This window comes from Ruegeria sp. CDSC068 (genome assembly GCF_059610545.1).
This window is the reverse complement of sequence record NZ_JBXWNV010000002.1, coordinates 253,830-273,293: the sequence shown is the minus strand read 5'-3', so window position 1 is coordinate 273,293 and position 19,464 is coordinate 253,830. Positions and strand designations below refer to the sequence as shown.

Here is a 19,464-nt window from a genome sequence, read left to right as displayed (position 1 = left end):
TGCGTTAAAAAGATCATCCAAAGCCTGCGCCGCATTTGCAAGGGGAAGCGTTCCCCACTATATGCCGCGCAATGACAACGAACCCGCCAAACCTCCGCCCCGACCTGGCGCCTGCCGCCCGGATCCCCGAGACGCCACGTTCGAACCAGCCGACCATCGGTATGGTCTCTTTGGGCTGCCCTAAGGCTTTGGTCGACAGTGAGCGTATACTGACCCGCCTGCGTGCCGAAGGATACGGCATCTCGCCCGACTATTCAGGCGCGGATGCCGTGATCGTGAATACCTGCGGGTTTCTGGATAGTGCCAAGGCCGAGTCGCTGGACGCTATTGGTGAGGCATTGGTGGAGAATGGCAAAGTCATCGTGACCGGCTGTCTGGGTGCGGAACCGGATTACATCCGCGAACATCACCCGCGCATAATGGCCGTTACCGGCCCTCACCAATACGAGCAGGTGCTGGATGCAGTGCATTCGGCAGTGCCGCCTGATCCTGACCCGTTTGTGGACCTGCTGCCCGCCGCAAGTGTGCAACTGACACCACGCCATTACAGCTATCTCAAGATATCCGAGGGCTGTAACCACAAATGCAAGTTCTGCATCATCCCCGACATGCGCGGCAAACTGGCCAGCCGCCCAGCCCACGCGGTACTGCGCGAAGCTGAAAAGCTGGTCGACAATGGTGTACGAGAATTGCTGGTGATCTCGCAGGATACATCCGCCTATGGGTTGGATCGGAAATACGATGTGAACCCGTGGAAGGACCGCGAGGTGCGCAGCCACATCACCGATCTGGCGCGTGAGCTGGGGCAGTTGGATGCCTGGGTTCGGCTCCACTATGTCTACCCCTACCCGCATGTTCGCGAGTTGATCCCCCTTATGGCAGACGCCGGATCCAACATCCTGCCCTATCTGGATATTCCGTTCCAGCATGCCCATCCGGACGTTCTGAAACGTATGGCGCGCCCGGCAGCGGCAGCCAAGACTTTGGAGGAGATCGCCGCATGGCGCGCAACCTGCCCGGACATCACGCTGCGGTCGACCTTTATCGTCGGTTATCCGGGCGAGACCGAGGCCGAGTTCCAGACCCTTCTGGATTGGATGGACGAGGCGCAACTGGATCGTGTTGGCTGCTTCCAATACGAAAACGTCGATGGCGCGCGATCAAACGACCTCCCGGATCACATACCAGCCGAGGTCAAACAAGAGCGTTGGGACCGCTTCATGGAAAAAGCGCAGGCCATCTCCGAGGCTAAGCTGGCCGCCAAGGTTGGCCAGACCATCGACGTGATCGTGGACGAGATTGATGACGAAGCCGCCACGTGCCGCACCAAGGCAGACGCGCCCGAGATCGACGGGAATCTGTTCATCGATGAGGGTTTTGATGACCTGAAACCTGGTGACATCGTGTCGGTCGAGATTGATGAGGCCGGCGAATACGATTTATGGGGTACACGCACCTAAGCCTAATGTGCCGTTCACCCTCGATAGGCAGAGCGTGATTTAAGTTTATTGGCTTGAGACGGGATTTTCCCGGACCATGAATGAAAACCTCAACTCGCTAGAAGGAGGGTTTTCATGGCATACTTTCGTGCAATCTCTTTCAATTGCATGGCCGCGATACTTGCGTCCCAACTTTTTGCCTTCCCGGCTACCGCAGGCAGCATCACCGTTGGAACGATCGGCCAAATTGTTGTTGGGTCAAATTCGCAGAATGCTCATAGCCGCAATAAAATCCGCATTCACCGGCACTATTACTCTCCGAAAGTCCACACACCCAAAGTCTACCACCCAAACCCGGTTCCTAAGAACGCGCCCTACGTTCAGCAAAAGCTAAAAAAGAAATCCTATCGCTACCTTTATGCGCCACGGTACGGGTCAAAGCGTCAACACTATAACCGCAAGTCATTTGGACACGGTTACTGACGGCTGGTGAGGTGATGATTGCCAATTACCGACGTATTCTGATCCGAGTCCGCGTCGGCATAAAGCGGGCACAAAAAAACCGCCCAACAAGGGCGGTCGGCTGCGTTGAGTAAGCGGGCGGCCAAAACAAGACCGCCCGCAGAATTCTTACTGAGCGACCGGGTTACAGATGGTCTGTCCCGCTTCGGTCGTGGCCAGCTCGGTTCCAGCCGGGCAGCTCGGTGTGCCGAACTTGTCGTACTCAGGTGTGATGTAAACCGGCGTCGGCTCTTCCTGCTGCGAGCATGCAGCCAGAACCAGGGCAATTGCGCTAACGGCAGCAAATTTAAGTTTCATGTCCGTCATTCCTCTAAAAATTTTCTCATATTGCCCTATTATCTGGGGCCAGTCTCAAAATACGACCTCGTTGATATTATTGCAACAAAATCAATCACAGATTCGTGAGAGCGGCAAAACCATGCTGCTTACATAAAGAAACATAAGCGCTCTACCCGCCCCGCGCGAAGGCCTTATAGTTGTTTCACGACATTAGCCAAAAGCGGAGCAGCCACATGTCAGATCAGCCGAAACCTGCCCAAAAAGCCCCCTACCCGGTCGAAGTGACCGAAGGGAAAACCTATTTCTGGTGTGCCTGTGGCAAGTCAGAGCGTCAGCCCTTCTGCGATGGTTCACACAAGGGAACCCAGTTTGAACCGGTGAAGTTTACTGCCGAGACCAGCAAGAAGGTGTTCTTTTGCGGGTGCAAACAAACGGCCAATCCGCCGCTGTGCGACGGTTCGCATTCCAAGCTCTGACTAAGTCTTCAAAGCGTTCAGCGTTTCCGCATTCGCGCAGAATTCAGGGGCCGAATCGGCTTTGACCTGTTGTTTCGACAGCCACAATTCGCATTGGTCGCTGCACCCAGAGGCACGACAGCGCGTCACGATCTCCGCATAACCATTGGTGGTCAACCGCCCCTCGGCCATCGCTTCGGTCAACGAAACATCCATACATCTGGCCACCGACCGGGTTAGCCAAAAGTGTTTCTCCACGTCGCCCAGATTGTCTCGGGTCATTGGCAGATCTGCCTTTTGTTTGCACAAAGCGCCATCAAACGCGGCGATGGCGGGGCATGATTATTCCTAGCCGTCGAGTTTGCTTTCCGACAGCGAAGTGAGGCGGTCAAACAGGGACGTGTTCCTGCAATATTCCGGGGTTTTCTGGTCTTGGGCAGATTGTGCCAGAAATTGCGCACAATGATCTGGGTTCGAACAATCACTGCAACGCAGGACCGCATCAGAGATCTGGTCAATCGAGACATCACCACCTATGGCCGCATCTTCCAGATCGACCCCGACGTGGGTTGCCATCTGGTCGACCAGTTCCGCATGTCGTTTCAGAGTATTTTTGCCAAGCATTGCGCTGTCTCCCTGTCGCAGAGTTCTGACAGGATAGCGCAGCGGCCCGAACAGGCATTTGACTCAGGTCAAGACCCGGCGCCGATATGGTCCAGATAGGCGCGGGTGGCATCCTGCACCCTGCGAAAGCGGTCACCGCCCAGTTTTTTGCCCCCGTACCAGCGGGTGACAATGATGACGTGGCCCTCCAGTCCAGCCCTTTCGAGCATGCGCAGGATGACCATTCCGGCACCGCTTTCTCCGTCGTCGGCCTTGAGAGCCCCTGTCGGCAAGATCGTCGCCCAGGTATTGTGCGTCGCCTTGGCATAGGCTTTGTCGGACTTGAGGTCTTGCAGAACGGCATCCACGTCCTCGCGCGTTTGCACAGCAGCCCCCGACACCGCGTATTTCGATCCACGATCCGTCAGGATTACGCCCAGCCTTGTTATTTGGGTCATTGCGTCAGCCCAAGTTTTCGGGCCGTGTTCTGAACCATCTGCACACGCTGCGCATTCGGCGGATGTGACGCCAGAAAACTGTCCTCCGGGTCCGGGATGCGGTCAAAGTACTTTGCACCGATCAACGGGTTATATCCGGCATTGTGGGTAATGATTGTGCCCAACTGGTCAGCCTCAAGCTCGAAGGCCTTAACATTCAATTGCACACCCACTTCCGCCCCAATTTTCTGTGTACGCTCCAGGTCTTCTCCCTCTTCTCCAAAGAGTTCGCCCAGATTGTTGAATATGACTGCGCTTTCCTGCGCGTTTTCGGCCTGGCGCGGAATGTGACGCAGCAGATGATGAGCAGTCTCGTGCCCGAGTACAAATGCCAGCTCATCTGGATTTTGCGCCGACTGAATCATGGATCGGGTCATTATGATCACCGGCTGGCCCCTGTCATCCAAGGTCTGAAACGCATTCGCTTCCGCTTGTGGATTGAGATCAACAAGAACCGTGAAATCACAATTTTTGACTTTGGCCCGCTTCAGACACTCTGCCCGGGCTTCCTTGCCGATGGAGCGGCTGACATCCCGAACCGCAGCCGCCTCTACCTGATACTCACCCAAGGTCCCCGACCATTGGGTCGCGGGCTGCAATCGCATCTCGCCAGCACTACAGGCCGCCAGAAAAAGAGGAAGAAACAAACAGATCAGACGATACATTCATAATCCTTTGAAACGGTCGGCCCGTTTTCACGACCATAGCGCGGAGCCGCGCCAATCACCACAGCCCGATTGGTAAGCTACGGGTTGCATTGCATTCGGCTGACCTGCACTCTGCTTTCATGTTTTCGATTGAGCATGAATTCGACTCGACAGTCATTACTCTGGTGGACGAAGGCCCAAAGCCTTTGCAAGAGGATGTCGTCATCAACAGCTTCGCCGAATGTGTGACGCTTGAACAATTGGACCCGCGCACGGATCAGATTCAGAGGATCACGTTATCCCCTGAACAGGTGCGCGATCTGGCGGCGGCTTTAGATCTGCCGGAAGGCGTGTACCAAATCCGGGAAACACCGGATCAGGGTAAATAGACAAATACCTTGTCGCGCGACGCCTGCCCCCGCCTGAGAATCAGAGTAGACGGTGCCACCCCCATGGCCACGGCCAATATGTTACGCGCCGCCTCGTTTGCCTTGCCGTTTTCGGGCGGCGCGGTGACGAAGATGCGAATGTTTCCCTGATCGGTCAAAATCCCATCCTTCGCAGCTTTCGGCGTGACCCGGACCTCGATCCCTTCATCGGGTACGGCGCGCGCACTCAGATCCGGTACATTTCGCAGCTTTGGTTTGGCCATCTTCCCTTTCTTCTTCTTGAACACCCTTGCACGAACGCTCAGGGAGTGAAATTGATCTCCTGCATCCAGCCACTTGCCCTTGAAACCCGCCAGATGTTCAACCACATACACAACCGCCTATGTAAAGGAAGTTAACATATGTCCTTGAAGAATCCGGCCGCTCTGGAGTTTCTGCAATCGCGCCGGTCGCGCCCTGCAAAAACGCTGATTGAACCCGCCCCCACGCGGGACCAGCTGTTGCCCCTGCTGACCGCCGCTGCACGCAGCCCGGATCATGGCAAGCTGGAACCCTGGCGTTTTATCGTGCTTGAGAATAGTGCCATGCCGCGCCTTGCGCAATTGACCGAAGAATGTGGCTCGGCGCTGGGTAAATCCGCTGAGGACATAGCCAAGGCCCGCAACCAGTTCGACATGGGCCATCTGGCGGTCGCCGTGATCGAGGTTCAAAAACCCTCCGCGAAAATCCCTGCAATCGAACAGACCTATTCCGCTGGCGCAGTGTGCCTGGCTTTGCTGAACGCGGCACTTGCTGCGGGTTGGGGCGCAAACTGGCTGTCCGGTTGGCAGACCCACGACCGCGACTTTTGCCAAAAAGCGTTCGGGCTGCAAGAAAACGAACGCGTCGCGGGTCTGGTCCATATCGCGACCGAGGGCAAAGCACCGCCCGAAAGACCCCGCCCTGACGTGGATGGGTTGACGCAGTGGGTTTCGGAATGACCATTCTCAACGCCTTTTTTGCAGCGCTGGGACAGATCGGCGACCCAAAGTTCCGGGCTGTCCTGTTGCGCGGCGTTGGTCTGACGATCGTTTTGCTGATCGCCGCCTGTGCTTTGGCAATCTGGCTGATCAACCGGCTGTCGGGGAACGAGATCTCTCTGCCCTTTATTGGTGCCGTGCCGTGGCTGAACGACGTGCTGAACTATTCCGGCATCTTTGTGGTCCTGATCCTGCCCGTATTTCTGATGGTCCCGGTGGCCTCGGCGATTACGTCGATGTTTCTGGAAGACGTTGCGCAAGCGGTCGAAGACAAGCATTACCCATCTTTGCCAACTGTTCCCGGCATTCCGTTCAGCGAAAGCCTGCGCGACGGGCTGAGCTTCATGGGGGTTTTGGTCGTTGCCAATCTGCTGGCCCTGATCCTCTATGCGATCTTTACTCCGCTCGCCCCCTTCATCTTCTGGGGCATGAACGGTTTCTTGTTGGGACGAGAATACTTTACGTTGGCTGCCATGCGCAGGTTGGGTCGGGAAGGTGCACGTAAGCTGCGCGCCAAACACGCAACGACCATCTGGATGGCAGGCATTTTGATGGCGATCCCGCTATCCGTGCCCCTGGTGAACCTTGTGATCCCAATCCTTGGCGTCGCAACGTTCACCCATATCTACCACAAGCTATCAGGGCCTATGGCTTAAAGATCAACCGCGCGGCTCCAGCTGGTTCAGCCAGTCGAAATCACGCACAGAAATCACGCCGGACAGGATGATGCCTGCTATAATGGCCCAGAGCACCACCGTGATACCGGTGGTGATCCACATCTTTTTCTTCAGGTGATGCTCTTCCGGTGCGCCCGCGTGGGTGCCCGGAACGATATCACCCAGATCGCCCTGCGTCTTGATGCGGATTGGCAGCACCACCAGCAAGGTCATGAACCAGATCACGGCGAACAGAACGGCCGCACCAGTAATCGACATCTCATCCCCTCCGGGGTTAGGTTACACCTGTTCCAGCTCGACCAGGCAGCCGTTAAAATCTTTAGGGTGCAGGAACAGCACCGGTTTACCATGCGCACCGATCTTGGGCTCACCCGAACCCAGCACGCGTGCGCCGGTTTCCTTCAGGTGATCGCGGGCAGCGATGATATCCTCGACCTCATAGCAGACATGGTGGATGCCGCCAGAGGGGTTCTTTTCCAGAAACCCGTTGATCGGGCTGTCATCGCCCATCGGATAGAGCAGTTCTATCTTGGTATTGGGCAGTTCGATGAACACAACTGTGACGCCGTGATCCGGCTCATCCTGTGGCGCGCCGACTTTCGCGCCCAGCGCGTTGCGGTACTGCTCAGAGGCGGCCTCAAGATCGGGTACGGCAATGGCTACGTGGTTCAGGCGACCAATCATGGAACTCTCCTCTGTTCTGCGTTGCAGCGGTTATGGGGGCTGGTTGAACAAAGAACAAGTGCGCCAAATTGCCGTTAACGCCCTGTTAGCCAGAAGTTCCTAGCGTGAGGCATCTGCTGATTAGGAGTTCCGCCATGGACGATTCGAGCCCCTTCGCCTCTCCCGCGCAGCCGACGGCCACGCGGCCCCTGCTGGGACAAACTATTTTGGTTGTGGAAGACAGCCGCTATGCCTGCGACGCCATCCGGTTGATGTGCCTGCACAGCGGCGCGCGCATCAGGCGGGCGGACTGCCTGCAATCGGCACGGCGTCACCTGCAGATCTACCGCCCGTCTGTCATCATTGTGGACATGGGTCTGCCGGACGGGTCCGGCGCGGATCTGATCGCCGATCTGTCTAAGGCTGCGCCCCGTATTGGGGCCATTCTTGGCATGTCCGGGGATGACCACATGAAACGCACCGCAATGCGGGCCGGTGCTGATGGGTTTCTGGAAAAACCCCTCAAATCGCTGGCCTATTTCCAGACATCCGTTTTGGAACGTTTGCCCGAAGATCGCCGCCCCAGCAGCCTGCATGCCGTCCGGGATGAGATCATTAACGCCGATCCGTTGGCCTATCAGGATGACATGGCCCATATCGCCGACATTCTGGCCGGTCCGAATGATCAGCGCACGCTGGATTACGCGGCACAGTTTCTGCGCGGGGTCGCCCGCGATGCCGACGATACAGTCCTGGCAGAAGCGGCGCAGCGGCTTGCCGAATCCCGGGCAGACGGGACCCCAGTAACGGCCGTGGCCGCTCAGGTCGCCGGGATTGTGCAGTCCCGTTTGGAACAGCGTGAGGCGATTTGAGATGACGACCGCTTACTTCATAACCGCAACGATCCTGTGCCTTTGGGTCTACTGGCAAACTCGCGCCACCGCCCGCGATATTCGCTCTAGCCGGAAGTCATTTAGGGACCCGTGGGAATAGACCCCCGACTAACGGGCTATGCAGACCTGCGACCAAGCTATGAATACCGGTCCATAGCCATGACCTTTGCAACAGTGCAAACCATGAAAAAACCCGCTGCAGGGTAAGCAGCGGGTTTTGTTATTCTCAGTCCTGAGGGATGATCCGCAAGCCCAGCTCCATCATCTGATCCGAGGTCGGATCGGATGGTGCGTCCATCATCAGGTCTTCGGCACGCTGGTTCATGGGGAACATCATGACCTCGCGGATGTTGGCTTCATCGGCCAACAGCATCACGATACGGTCGATACCAGCGGCGCAGCCACCGTGCGGCGGGGCACCATAATGAAAGGCGTTGAACAGCGCCCCAAAACGGCTTTTCACTTCTTCTTCGCCGTATCCAGCCAGTTCAAAGGCTTTCAACATAATTTCCGGCTTGTGGTTCCGGATCGCACCCGACACCAGCTCATACCCGTTACAGGCCAGATCGTACTGATAGCCACGCACGTCCAAGGGGTTCCCCAGCAGCGCTTCCATCCCGCCTTGCGGCATCGAGAACGGGTTGTGTTCAAAGTCGATGGCCCCGGATTCTTCGTCCTGCTCGTAGATCGGAAAATCTACGATCCAGGCAAAGGCGAAGCGGTTTTTCTCGGTCAGATTCAGTTCCTCACCGATCACATCACGCGCCTTGCCTGCGACTTTTTCAAAGGCTTTCGGCTTACCACCCAGGAAGAACGCCGCATCACCAACGCCCAGCCCCAATTGCTGACGGATGGCCTCGGTGCGTTCGGGGCCGATGTTTTTGGCCAGCGGACCTGCGGCCTCCATCCCTTCGCCCTGATCGCGCCAGAAGATGTAACCCATGCCGGGCAAACCCTCTTTCTGAGCGAATGCGTTCATGCGGTCACAGAATTTTCGGCTACCACCGGTCGGCGCGGGGATTGCGCGGATTTCGGTGCCTTCCTGCTCCAACAGCTTCGCGAAAATCGCGAAGCCAGACCCGCGGAAGTGGTCGGAGACCACTTGCATTTTGATAGGATTCCGAAGGTCAGGCTTGTCGGAACCGTACCACAGCGCCGCATCCTTGTAGGAAATCTGCGGCCATTCCTGATCGACCTTACGCCCTCCGCCGAACTCTTCGAACACACCGGTTAGAACCGGCTGGATCGTGTCGAACACGTCCTGCTGTTCGACAAACGACATCTCAAGGTCAAGCTGGTAGAAATCGGTGGGAGAGCGGTCGGCACGTGGGTCTTCGTCACGGAAGCAGGGCGCGATCTGAAAATACTTGTCGAAGCCCGACACCATGATCAGCTGTTTGAACTGCTGTGGGGCCTGCGGCAGCGCGTAGAACTTGCCCGGGTGCAAACGCGACGGCACAAGGAAGTCACGCGCGCCTTCAGGCGAAGATGCGGTGATGATCGGCGTCTGATACTCGCGGAAGCCCAGATCCCACATACGCTTGCGCATCGAGGCGACAACGTCCGATCGCAAGGTCATGTTGTTCTGCATCGCCTCGCGGCGCAGGTCCAGGTAACGGTAGCGCAGACGCGTTTCCTCGGGGTATTCCTGATCTCCGAACACCATCAGCGGCAGCTCGTCCGCAGCACCCAGAACCTCAAGTTCACGAACGTAAACCTCAATCTCACCGGTCGGCAGTTTCGAGTTCACCAGTTCCGGGTCACGTGCTTTGACGGTGCCGTCGATGCGGATACACCATTCCGAACGTACTTTCTCAAGCTCGGCAAAAGCTGCACTGTCGCCATCACACAGAACCTGTGTCACACCGAAATGATCGCGCAGATCGATGAAAAGCACGCCGCCGTGATCTCGTACCCGATGCACCCAACCGGACAGGCGGACGGTTTCACCGACATTGGCGGCGGTCAGTGCGGCGCAGGTGTGGCTGCGGTAGGCGTGCATGGATTTATCCCTTCGGGCGTAGAATTCGTCGCGCCGGTACACCCTGTCAGGCTTGGAAAGTCAAGGCAGGTCGCGCCGTCAAAACGGCCTTTGCACGTTGCCGGAATAGAAATAGATGCCCAGACCCGCCGCAAAGATAACGTTCCCCGCAATAGCGTGCAGCAGGACCGCGTAGAAAAACGACCCGCGTTGGCGGTAGGCCCAAGTGAACAACAGCCCTCCGCCAAAGGTCATGATGGCGACGATCCAGCTCCAGTACATCAGGTGGGCCAGCGAAAACAGGGACGCGTTCAGTAGGTAAGCCGCCTTCCCGTTTGGAAGGATCGCCTGGTAGCGGCGAAAAAACAGTGATCGGAACAAAAGCTCTTGCGGCAGAGCCGAAGCGATCGGGTACGCCAGCCAGATCACTGCCAGGAATTCGGGCCGGTAGAGAAGCATGCGAAATGCAACGTCCGGTCGCATCGCCATAACGACCGCCGAGCAAAACGCCGTCATGGCGACAGTGAAGAGAGCGAGCTCGCGCCACGTCCAATTGCGCCAATTGTACCGAAGTTCGGCCCAGGCAAAGCCAGGTGTGTAGTGGAGCAGGATGATACCGATGGCCGTGAACGTGAACAGCGACGGAAACATCCAATTCGGAGGGAAGAAGACTGCAATCAGAACTGGTACTGCGACAAAGAACAGACCGAACTCCAGCCGTAGCCGCCCGTGATGCGCCCCTTCATGCGCCCAATCGCTTTGTTTGCTCACAATACCGCCAACTCCGCCCGGATCAGGCCACGTAAGGAATTCCCTACGAAAACTTTTTCCGCGTTTTTCAGATCGGTCAAGAACAAGACGCTTTCGGTAACCTGTTTATTATCAATCAGTTCTTCACGTAGAATTCCCGGAAGCAATCCGCAGGTCAGCTTTGGCGTCAGACGTCGGCCGTCCGGCATGTGCAGGAACAGGTTGGTGATGGTCCCTTCGCACAGCTCGTCACGCTCGTTCAGGAACAGAAATTCGTCTATTCCGTCCGGCAGCGATGCGCGAGCCGTGTCGTAAACAGAGCGTTGGGTCGTCTTGTGCTGCAACCAAACATCCGACGCGGAAAGCCGCATTTTAGTGACCGCGACCCGCCATAATGGTGGGTTACCGGCCAGTACTCCGGTTGTCACATCGTATGTTCCATCAACTGCCAGCGTAAGCCGGCAACGCTGAGGTGATTGCCCTACGACATTGTCCAGTGCCTGGATAGCGGCGCCCGCATCGAAAGGAATGCCCATGGCCACAGCTGACCGAGCCATACGGGCCAGATGCCGATCTCGGCGAACGAACCCTTGCCCGGGTCGAAAGGCCAGTGTTTCGATCAGGCGGAAGTCAGGGTCAGCTGGTGGGCAAAGCGAGCTTTCCATAGCGCTTCCTCATATTCCGATGGGGCCGTGCTGTCCCAGATCACTCCACCGCCGACGTTGAGGGTGGCCGAGCCATCCTCGACCATCAGCGTCCGGATCGCCACGTTGAATTCTGAACGCCCGTCCGGCGCGGCCCAGCCGATCGCACCGCAATAAACATCGCGAGGCCAGGGTTCGAGATCGGACAAAATCTCCATGGCTCGAATTTTGGGAGCACCGGTGATGGAACCGCAGGGAAACAGAGCCGTCAGGATATCGGACAGCTCGGCGCCCATGTGCAGCTGCGCCTGCACCAGCGAGATCATCTGATGCACAGTCGCATAGGTTTCGACCTTGAACAGCTCGGGCACCTTGACGGATCCGGGCATCGCGACGCGGCTGATATCGTTGCGCAACAGATCCACGATCATCAGGTTTTCAGCCCGGTTCTTTTCGTCGACCGCCAGGAACGCCCGACGCCGGGCGTCTTCAGCCATATCCTCGCTGCGGGGTTGGGTCCCCTTCATCGGGCGGGTTTCGATCCCGCGGTCCGCGTTCGTGCGAAAGAACAGCTCGGGAGACCGGCTGAGTAGATCGGGCAACCCATCCTGCTGGATCAGCGCGCCATGACCTACGGGCTGTCCGGCTGTGAGCGCGGCATAAAGCGCGGCGCTGTTGCCCTGTACGGTCATATCAATCGGGAATGTCAGGTTGGCCTGATAAATATCCCCTGCCCCAATGGCGTCATGCACATGTTGAAACGCCTGCGTGTACCGCGCCTCGTCCCAGCGCGGTTCAAAATGGGTCACCCCACCGGATGCAGCGGGCAATTCCCGCTGAATGGGGTGATCATAAACGCCGAAGCATAGTAAAGGCAGCCGACGGCCATCTGGCATGCGGTCAGACAGGCGCGGTTCCAGCACGTACCCCAGCTCATAGCTAGCATAGCCAGCCAACCAAGCCCCTTGCGCGCGCGCCTCGTCCAGCGCCTCCAACGCTTGGGGCACGTCCTCCGCATTGTCCGCGCGGATCATCTCGGCTGGCCGGTCAAAACTGGTTCCTGACCCGGCTGGCCCCTGATCAAAACGAATACGCAATTGCATCCTCATTTGCCGTGCTGCGCGGTATAGAGAATACGCCGCCAAGGGAAAGGGGGGAAAGCGGCAATTTCGCCCCTGTTTCCGATCCCCCTTGCACCTTTTCGCGCGGTCCCTATAACGCAGGACAATTTGGGCGCTTGGGGGTGCCCTGAATCGCGGACAATCGAAGGAACGTGGCCATGCCGAGAAGAACCGACATTCAGTCGATCATGATCATCGGGGCGGGCCCCATTGTTATTGGTCAGGCTTGCGAGTTCGACTATTCCGGCGCTCAGGCCTGCAAGGCACTACGGGAAGAAGGATACCGGGTCATTCTGGTGAACTCAAACCCCGCCACGATCATGACCGACCCCGGGCTGGCCGACGCGACATATATCGAACCGATCACGCCAGAAGTTGTCGCCAAGATCATTGAAAAAGAACGCCCCGACGCGCTGCTGCCCACCATGGGCGGGCAGACCGGCCTGAACACCTCGCTCGCGCTGGAAGAGATGGGCGTGCTGGACAAGTTTGGCGTCGAGATGATCGGTGCCAAGCGCGACGCCATTGAAATGGCCGAAGACCGCGCCTTGTTCCGCGAGGCGATGGACCGGCTGGGCATCGAAAATCCCAAGGCCGAGATCGTGACTGCCCCCAAGAACGAAAGCGGCAAGAAAGACCTGGACGCCGGTGTGGCGCTGGCCCTCGAAACCCTTGAAAATGTCGGCTTACCCGCCATCATTCGCCCCGCCTTTACGCTGGGCGGCACAGGCGGCGGCGTGGCGTATAACCGCGAAGACTATATCCATATTTGTCGCACCGGCATGGATGCCTCGCCAGTGGGCCAGATCCTAATCGACGAAAGCCTTTTGGGATGGAAAGAATACGAGATGGAAGTGGTGCGCGACACCGCCGACAATGCCATCATCGTCTGTTCCATCGAAAACATCGACCCAATGGGCGTGCACACGGGTGACTCGATCACCGTTGCCCCGGCCCTGACGCTGACCGACAAAGAATACCAGGTCATGCGCAATCACTCGATTGCCGTACTACGCGAGATCGGGGTCGAGACCGGCGGATCGAACGTGCAATGGGCGATCAACCCGGTCGACGGACGGATGGTCGTGATCGAGATGAACCCGCGCGTATCGCGGTCTTCGGCGTTGGCGTCAAAGGCAACCGGTTTCCCGATTGCCAAGATCGCCGCCAAGCTGGCTGTGGGCTACACGCTGGACGAGTTGGACAACGACATCACCAAGGTCACCCCGGCCAGCTTTGAGCCGACCATCGACTATGTTGTCACCAAGATCCCAAAATTCGCGTTCGAAAAGTTCCCCGGCTCCGAGCCCTACCTGACCACCGCGATGAAATCGGTGGGTGAGGCGATGTCCATCGGCCGCACTATCCACGAATCGATGCAAAAGGCGCTGGCTTCAATGGAATCGGGCCTGACCGGGTTTGATGAGATTGAAATCCCCGGCCTGAACGTAGGCGTCTGGGACGAAGCCGTAGACAAGGCCGCCGTTATCAAGGCAATCAGCCAGCAGACGCCTGATCGTCTGCGCACCATTGCTCAAGCAATGCGCCACGGGCTGACCGATGATGAGATCTTTGGCGTCACCAAGTTCGACCCTTGGTTCCTTGCCCGTATCCGCGAGATCATCGAAGCCGAACGCCAAGTACGCAAAGACGGCCTGCCCGTGACCGAGGAAGGCATCCGTAAGCTCAAGATGCTGGGCTTTACTGACGCGCGTTTGGGAAATCTGACTGGTCGTGACGAAGACAACGTCCGCCGGGCGCGCCGCAATCTGGGCGTTACAGCCGTGTTCAAACGCATCGACACCTGCGCCGCCGAGTTCGAGGCGCAGACGCCCTATATGTACTCGACCTACGAAGCCCCCATGATGGGTGACGTAGAATGCGAGGCGCGTCCGTCTGACCGCAAGAAAGTCGTCATCCTTGGCGGTGGCCCGAACCGGATTGGTCAGGGCATCGAGTTCGACTATTGCTGCTGCCACGCCTGTTTCGCGCTGACCGACGCTGGTTATGAAACCATCATGATCAACTGCAACCCCGAGACCGTGTCGACCGACTACGACACCTCGGATCGTCTGTATTTTGAACCGCTGACTTTTGAACACGTCATGGAAATCCTGACAAAGGAACAGGAAAACGGAACACTGCACGGCGTGATTGTTCAGTACGGCGGTCAGACCCCCCTGAAACTAGCCAACGCGCTGGAAGCCGAAGGCATCCCGATCCTGGGCACCACTCCGGATGCCATCGATCTGGCCGAAGACCGTGAACGCTTTCAGGCGCTGGTTAATGATCTGGGCCTGAAACAGCCCAGAAACGGCATCGCTTCAACCGACGCGCAAGCGCTGGATATTGCTGAAGAGATCGGTTTTCCGCTGGTGATCCGCCCCTCTTACGTTTTGGGCGGTCGTGCGATGGAAATCGTGCGCGATATGGATCAACTGAGGCGCTACATCAACGAGGCCGTGGTCGTCTCGGGCGACAGCCCTGTGCTGCTGGACAGCTACTTGGCCGGTGCGGTCGAGCTGGACGTGGATGCGCTGTGCGATGGTACCGACGTGCATGTTGCGGGCATTATGCAGCATATCGAAGAGGCGGGCGTACATTCCGGCGACTCGGCCTGTTCGCTGCCGCCCTACTCGCTATCGGCAGAGATTATCGATCAGATCAAGGGCCAGACGTTCAAGCTGGCCAAGGCACTGAACGTTGTCGGCCTGATGAATGTGCAGTTCGCGATCAAGGACGATGAGATCTACCTGATCGAAGTGAACCCGCGCGCCTCACGGACCGTACCGTTTGTGGCCAAGGCGACCGACAGTGCGATTGCTTCGATTGCAGCGCGCGTCATGGCCGGTGAGAAACTGTCGAACTTCCCCATGCGCCCCGCTTATAAGGAAGGTCAGGACACCAAGATTGCCGACCAGATGACGCTGGCCGATCCGGACATGCCGTGGTTCTCGGTGAAAGAGGCTGTTTTGCCTTTTGCCCGCTTCCCCGGCGTTGACACCATTCTGGGCCCGGAAATGCGTTCCACTGGCGAGGTCATGGGCTGGGACCGCGACTTCCCGCGTGCTTTCCTCAAGGCGCAGATGGGCGCAGGCATGGTTCTACCGTCCTCGGGTCGCGCATTTATCTCGATCAAGGACGCCGATAAAGGTGCCGCTATGCTTGAAGCCGCTCAAGTTCTGACGGAACAAGGCTTCTCGCTTGTCGCGACCCGCGGCACACAAAGCTGGCTGGCCGAGCAGGGCGTTGCCTGTGAGATCGTCAACAAGGTCTATGAGGGCCGCCCGGACGTGGTCGATATGTTGAAAGACGGCCAGGTTCAGCTGTTGATGAACACCACCGAAGGTGCTCAAGCGGTTGAGGACAGCAAAGCCATCCGATCCATCGCACTGTATGACAAGATCCCGTACTACACGACAGCTGCCGCAAGCCACGCCGCCGCGCTGGCGATCAAGGCGCAGGCCGAGGGTGATGTCGAGGTTAGATCGCTGCAGGGCTGATCGGCCTTAACCTGCTTACACACCCGAACGTTTCGCGCGCCCGTTGACCTTATGTCGCCGGGCGCGCATCTTTTCTGTGATTGAGCAGAAGGAAAAAACAAATGCGCAGGTTTATGGTTTTCGCCGCAATGATGACGCTTGCAGCGTGTGATGTGCCCTTTGTCCCGCTGATTTAAAAACGTGCGGGCTGCGGCACCGAGTCGACGAACTTTTTCGCACCTGATTTTTATGTCACTTATCTGCGTGATCCCGATGGGAACAAGCTGTCCTGATTTTCTATCACTACAACCCGGCAAGGGACCCAGGCGGCTGAAATCGCCGCCCGGGACATCTTACGCAGCGGCTTCTTTCATCTCACGCTTTTCATCCCGCGCGAAGAAGATCATGTAGAAGACGGGCGCTGCGACCATCGTCAGGATTGTCGCGAAGGCCAGGCCGCCCATAATCGTCACCGCCATGGACTTGAAGAACGCATCCGTCAGCAATGGCGCCATGCCCAGAATAGTGGTGATCGCGGCCAGCATCACTGGGCGCAGACGTGAGACCGAGGCCTCGATGATCGACTCGCGCAGGCCTTTGCCGGTTTCGCGGACCAGATCGATTTCCTCGACCAAAACAATTCCGTTCTTGATCAGCATGCCCGACAGGCTGAGCAGACCCAGCAGCGCCGTGAATGTGAACGGCAGTCCCGTGCCCAGCAGCCCAATGACTACGCCATTCACGGACATCGGCACCAGCAACCAGATGATTATCGGCTGACGGATGGCGTTAAAAATCAGCACCGAAATCAGCACCATGATTAGCAGGCTGACCGGCAGCTGACGGCCCAGGCTTTCGTTGGCGTCACCGGCGTTTTCGAACTCGCCACCCCACTCCATGCGATACCCTGCGGGCAGTTCCATCTCTTCGATGGCAGCGCGCACTTCCGAGTGGACCTGAGCCGCCGTCAGACCCGCCGGAATTTCGGCGCCGACGGTAATGGTCAGCACCCGGTCACGACGATGAACCAGCGTGTTGAGCGATTTGTACTCGAACCCGTCGACCATCTGTTCGATTGGCACAAACTTTTCGGACTGGTCCGAGTACACGACCTGATCGACGATCGAGTAATCTCCGTCCGCAGGCCGGCGGATAATGATCGGGATCAAACGGTCGCGTTCCCGGAAGACACCCGCCCTGATGCCATCGGTCGAAAATTGCAGCGTTCCCGCGATATCTTCACGGGTGACACCGGCAGTCTGCGCTCGTTCTGTCGCATAGATAGGCTGAACCGCCAGTTCTTTCTCACGCCAGTCCTGATAGACATGCAAAGCGTTCTCGGACGCACCGCGCATCCGCTGAATCGCCTCGTCCGCAAGCTGCCGCAGAACGGCCGGGTCACTACCCGAGAACCGGGCCTGGATCGGATCACCGCCGCCGGGGCCAAAGATCAGACGCTTGGTGCGGAACTCGCCTTCCGGGAATTGAGCTGAGCCAAACGCCTCTAGATCAGCCTGCAATGCGGGAATGTCATCCAGAGTTTCGGTACGGATGATCATGTGGCCATAGCTGGGGTTCGGTTTCTCTGCCGAATAGGTCAGCAGAAACCGGGTTGCGCCCTGCCCAACAAATGTGGTGACGGCAACGACATCGTCGCGTTTGTCCAGCCATTCTTCGAATACAGCCATATCCTCGGCCGTTCGCGCGATGGGCGTACCTTGCGGCAGTTTGTAGTGCACGAAGAACAGCGGCGTGTTCGAATCCGGGAAGAACTGCTGTTTGACCAGTCCAAACCCGGCGAAACAGGCAACAGTGACGCTAATCAAACCGGCAACAACCAGCCATCGGAACCGGAGCGCCCAGCGCAGGATGCTGCCGTAGACACGGAACATGATCCCGCCATAGGCATCCACAGCGCCTGCCTCACCCTGCTTGAAGAAATAGTGGCCCAGCATTGGTGTCACCGTCAGAGCCAGCACCCAGCTCAGCAGCAGTGAAATACCGATCACCGCAAACAGAGAGAACAGGAACTCGCCCGTCGCATCGGGGCTGAGACCGATCCCTGCAAAGGCCATGATCCCGATGACGGTTGCGCCCAACAACGGGATTTGCGTCTTGGAAGCAGCTTCATCCGCGGCATCGCGCGAGTTTTTCCCGCGCAACATCGCGATCTGCATGCCCTCAGCCACAACGATGGCGTTATCCACCAACATACCCATCGCGATGATCAGCGCACCCAACGAGATCCTCTCCATCTCGATTGAGAACATCGACATGAACAGCAGCGTTCCCACCACGGTCAACAACAGGGTTGAGCCGACAACAACCGCCGCGCGCCATCCCATGAACACCGCGAGTACGATAACCACAATGGTCACGGACATGGCGAGATTTACCAGAAAGTCATTCGAGGCCTGCTCGACCACCACGTGCTGTTGGTAGATCGGCAGGATTTCGACGCCAAACGGGATTTGCGAGTCCAGCTCGGCGAGTTTTGCATCAGCGCGTTTGCCGACCTCGACAATGTTTTCGGTAGACAGACCCGCAATGCCCAATGTGAAAGCTTCGGTCCCGTTGAACCGGATCATCACCTCGGGGTCGGTCTGGCGACCACGATACACGTCGGACATATCAAACAGGTTGATCACCTGCCCTTGCGAGCCTACCGACAATCCCGCAATTGCTGAGACACTGTCCGACCCTTCGGCAGTAAGGATGGTCGTGCGGTCATTCTCTGAGCGGACCGAGCCCGAAGCGTTCACCGAATCCGCATTGGCAATGGCCTCGTTGAGGGACTGCAGTGGCACATTCTGGTTCACCGAGATGGCCAGATCGGGCTCTACAAAGATCGCTTCTTGCGGCAGGCCCATCACTTCTACGTCTGCGACGCCTTCGACGGTCAGCAATTCGCGCCGCAAGTAGGTCGACAGTTCGTGTTTTTCAGCGTCTGAAAACCCATCAGCCGTTACTGCATAGAACAGCCCGAACACGTCGCCGAACCTGTCGTTGACCAGCGGCGCCTGCACTCCGGACGGCAGGCTACGGGCCGTGTCACGCACCTTGGCGCGCAGCTTGGTCCAAATTTCAGGTAATTCGGTTCCGTCATATGTTGATTGGATCTCAACCTCGATCAGCGAAAGACCGGGCTGGTTCACGGATGTGATCGTATCAACCTCACCCATTTGCTGGATGGCGGATTCTAGAGGCTCGGATACCTCCAGCGCCACCTGTTCAGCGGTTGCACCGGGATATTGGGTCACGATGACCGCGTTTTTGATGGTGAAGGCCGGATCTTCCAGACGTCCCAACGACAGGAAACCCCAGACGCCACCAAACAGGGCGATCAGGATTATCAGCCACGTATAGATCGGGCGGTCAATGGATGCGCGCGCAATGTTCATCG

General features: G+C 57.7%; 21 protein-coding genes. 8 read left to right on the top strand and 13 right to left on the bottom strand.

From position 1 onward, the window contains the following. Nucleotides 1-71: 71 nt before the first annotated feature. Both rimO and AC2FID_RS06045 read left to right on the top strand, forming a co-directional pair. The gene (gene rimO / locus AC2FID_RS06050; protein WP_496755206.1) at nt 72-1,460 is read left to right on the top strand and encodes a 30S ribosomal protein S12 methylthiotransferase RimO; all 1,389 of its coding nucleotides are present in this window, start codon (nt 72-74) and stop codon (nt 1,458-1,460) included. A gap of 114 nt (nt 1,461-1,574) precedes the next feature. Beyond that, nucleotides 1,575-1,922 carry a hypothetical protein gene (locus tag AC2FID_RS06045; protein ID WP_496835759.1) on the top strand — a complete coding sequence of 116 codons (348 nt, stop codon included), beginning with the start codon at nt 1,575-1,577 and terminating at the stop codon, nt 1,920-1,922. A 147-nt stretch (nt 1,923-2,069) separates the two neighbouring features. Here AC2FID_RS06045 and AC2FID_RS06040 read toward each other — a convergent pair whose 3' ends face one another. Further along, nucleotides 2,070-2,258 (bottom strand): hypothetical protein, encoded by a 189-nt coding sequence (locus tag AC2FID_RS06040; RefSeq protein ID WP_058275732.1) that lies wholly within the window; start codon nt 2,256-2,258, stop codon nt 2,070-2,072. 215 nt (nt 2,259-2,473) lie between these two features. Between AC2FID_RS06040 and AC2FID_RS06035 the strand changes: the two genes are divergently transcribed. Then, nucleotides 2,474-2,716 (top strand): CDGSH iron-sulfur domain-containing protein, encoded by a 243-nt coding sequence (locus AC2FID_RS06035; RefSeq protein ID WP_058275570.1) that lies wholly within the window; start codon nt 2,474-2,476, stop codon nt 2,714-2,716. Here AC2FID_RS06035 and AC2FID_RS06030 read toward each other — a convergent pair whose 3' ends face one another. The 4 genes from AC2FID_RS06030 to AC2FID_RS06015 form a co-directional block, all read right to left on the bottom strand. After that, nucleotides 2,717-2,977 (bottom strand): DUF6455 family protein, encoded by a 261-nt coding sequence (locus tag AC2FID_RS06030; protein WP_058275569.1) that lies wholly within the window; start codon nt 2,975-2,977, stop codon nt 2,717-2,719. Nucleotides 2,978-3,043: 66 nt separating this feature from the next. Further along, the gene (locus AC2FID_RS06025; RefSeq protein ID WP_496696116.1) at nt 3,044-3,319 is read right to left on the bottom strand and encodes a DUF6455 family protein; all 276 of its coding nucleotides are present in this window, start codon (nt 3,317-3,319) and stop codon (nt 3,044-3,046) included. A gap of 68 nt (nt 3,320-3,387) precedes the next feature. Continuing rightward, entirely contained in the window at nt 3,388-3,756 is a 369-nt protein-coding gene (locus AC2FID_RS06020) for a YigZ family protein (protein WP_496696117.1), read from the bottom strand. Further along, a complete protein-coding gene (locus tag AC2FID_RS06015) occupies nt 3,753-4,460 on the bottom strand; it encodes a M48 family metallopeptidase (RefSeq protein WP_496696118.1) in 708 nt (235 codons plus the stop codon). The genes AC2FID_RS06020 and AC2FID_RS06015 overlap by 4 nt, the downstream gene beginning before the upstream one ends. A gap of 122 nt (nt 4,461-4,582) precedes the next feature. On the opposite strand from AC2FID_RS06015, the gene AC2FID_RS06010 reads away from it, so the two are divergent. Next, entirely contained in the window at nt 4,583-4,831 is a 249-nt protein-coding gene (locus AC2FID_RS06010) for a DUF8831 family protein (RefSeq protein ID WP_058275565.1), read from the top strand. Here the strand turns inward: AC2FID_RS06010 and AC2FID_RS06005 are convergent. Then, a complete protein-coding gene (locus AC2FID_RS06005) occupies nt 4,819-5,094 on the bottom strand; it encodes a DUF167 domain-containing protein (RefSeq protein ID WP_496696119.1) in 276 nt (91 codons plus the stop codon). The two genes, AC2FID_RS06010 and AC2FID_RS06005, sit on opposite strands and share 13 nt — an antisense overlap. A 138-nt stretch (nt 5,095-5,232) precedes the next feature. Between AC2FID_RS06005 and AC2FID_RS06000 the strand changes: the two genes are divergently transcribed. Then, nucleotides 5,233-5,811 carry a nitroreductase family protein gene (locus AC2FID_RS06000; RefSeq protein ID WP_496696120.1) on the top strand — a complete coding sequence of 193 codons (579 nt, stop codon included), beginning with the start codon at nt 5,233-5,235 and terminating at the stop codon, nt 5,809-5,811. Continuing rightward, a complete protein-coding gene (locus tag AC2FID_RS05995; protein ID WP_282119006.1) occupies nt 5,808-6,506 on the top strand; it encodes an EI24 domain-containing protein in 699 nt (232 codons plus the stop codon). Before AC2FID_RS06000 ends, AC2FID_RS05995 begins: the two co-directional genes overlap by 4 nt. Before the next feature lie 3 nt (nt 6,507-6,509). On the opposite strand, the gene AC2FID_RS05990 is transcribed toward AC2FID_RS05995, so the two are convergent. Continuing rightward, nucleotides 6,510-6,785 (bottom strand): DUF1467 family protein, encoded by a 276-nt coding sequence (locus AC2FID_RS05990; protein ID WP_058275562.1) that lies wholly within the window; start codon nt 6,783-6,785, stop codon nt 6,510-6,512. Nucleotides 6,786-6,806: 21 nt separating this feature from the next. After that, nucleotides 6,807-7,211: a methylmalonyl-CoA epimerase gene (gene mce / locus AC2FID_RS05985; RefSeq protein ID WP_496755218.1), complete on the bottom strand. Its 405-nt coding sequence runs from the start codon at nt 7,209-7,211 to the stop codon at nt 6,807-6,809. Between the two features lie 134 nt (nt 7,212-7,345). Here mce and AC2FID_RS05980 point away from each other — a divergent pair, with 134 nt between their 5' ends. Next, nucleotides 7,346-8,062, top strand: a complete 717-nt coding sequence (locus tag AC2FID_RS05980) for a response regulator (RefSeq protein WP_496835896.1) — start codon at nt 7,346-7,348, stop codon at nt 8,060-8,062. A gap of 247 nt (nt 8,063-8,309) precedes the next feature. Here AC2FID_RS05980 and aspS read toward each other — a convergent pair whose 3' ends face one another. From aspS to AC2FID_RS05960, 4 genes are all read right to left on the bottom strand, one after another. Continuing rightward, entirely contained in the window at nt 8,310-10,085 is a 1,776-nt protein-coding gene (gene aspS, locus AC2FID_RS05975) for an aspartate--tRNA ligase (RefSeq protein ID WP_496835895.1), read from the bottom strand. A 78-nt stretch (nt 10,086-10,163) separates the two neighbouring features. Next, nucleotides 10,164-10,835 carry a CPBP family intramembrane glutamic endopeptidase gene (locus tag AC2FID_RS05970; RefSeq protein ID WP_496835894.1) on the bottom strand — a complete coding sequence of 224 codons (672 nt, stop codon included), beginning with the start codon at nt 10,833-10,835 and terminating at the stop codon, nt 10,164-10,166. After that, on the bottom strand, nt 10,832-11,479 hold the full coding sequence (locus AC2FID_RS05965) for an aminotransferase class IV family protein (RefSeq protein ID WP_496835746.1): 648 nt from the start codon (nt 11,477-11,479) through the stop codon (nt 10,832-10,834). Before AC2FID_RS05965 ends, AC2FID_RS05970 begins: the two co-directional genes overlap by 4 nt. Next, nucleotides 11,434-12,561: an aminodeoxychorismate synthase component I gene (locus tag AC2FID_RS05960; RefSeq protein ID WP_496835893.1), complete on the bottom strand. Its 1,128-nt coding sequence runs from the start codon at nt 12,559-12,561 to the stop codon at nt 11,434-11,436. The genes AC2FID_RS05965 and AC2FID_RS05960 overlap by 46 nt, the downstream gene beginning before the upstream one ends. A 176-nt stretch (nt 12,562-12,737) precedes the next feature. Here AC2FID_RS05960 and carB point away from each other — a divergent pair, with 176 nt between their 5' ends. Further along, entirely contained in the window at nt 12,738-16,082 is a 3,345-nt protein-coding gene (gene carB, locus AC2FID_RS05955) for a carbamoyl-phosphate synthase large subunit (protein WP_496835891.1), read from the top strand. 332 nt (nt 16,083-16,414) lie between these two features. Here the strand turns inward: carB and AC2FID_RS05950 are convergent, their stop codons facing one another. Then, complete coding sequence (locus AC2FID_RS05950; protein ID WP_496835889.1) at nt 16,415-19,462, bottom strand: efflux RND transporter permease subunit; 3,048 nt, start codon at nt 19,460-19,462, stop codon at nt 16,415-16,417. Nucleotides 19,463-19,464: the final 2 nt, after the last annotated feature.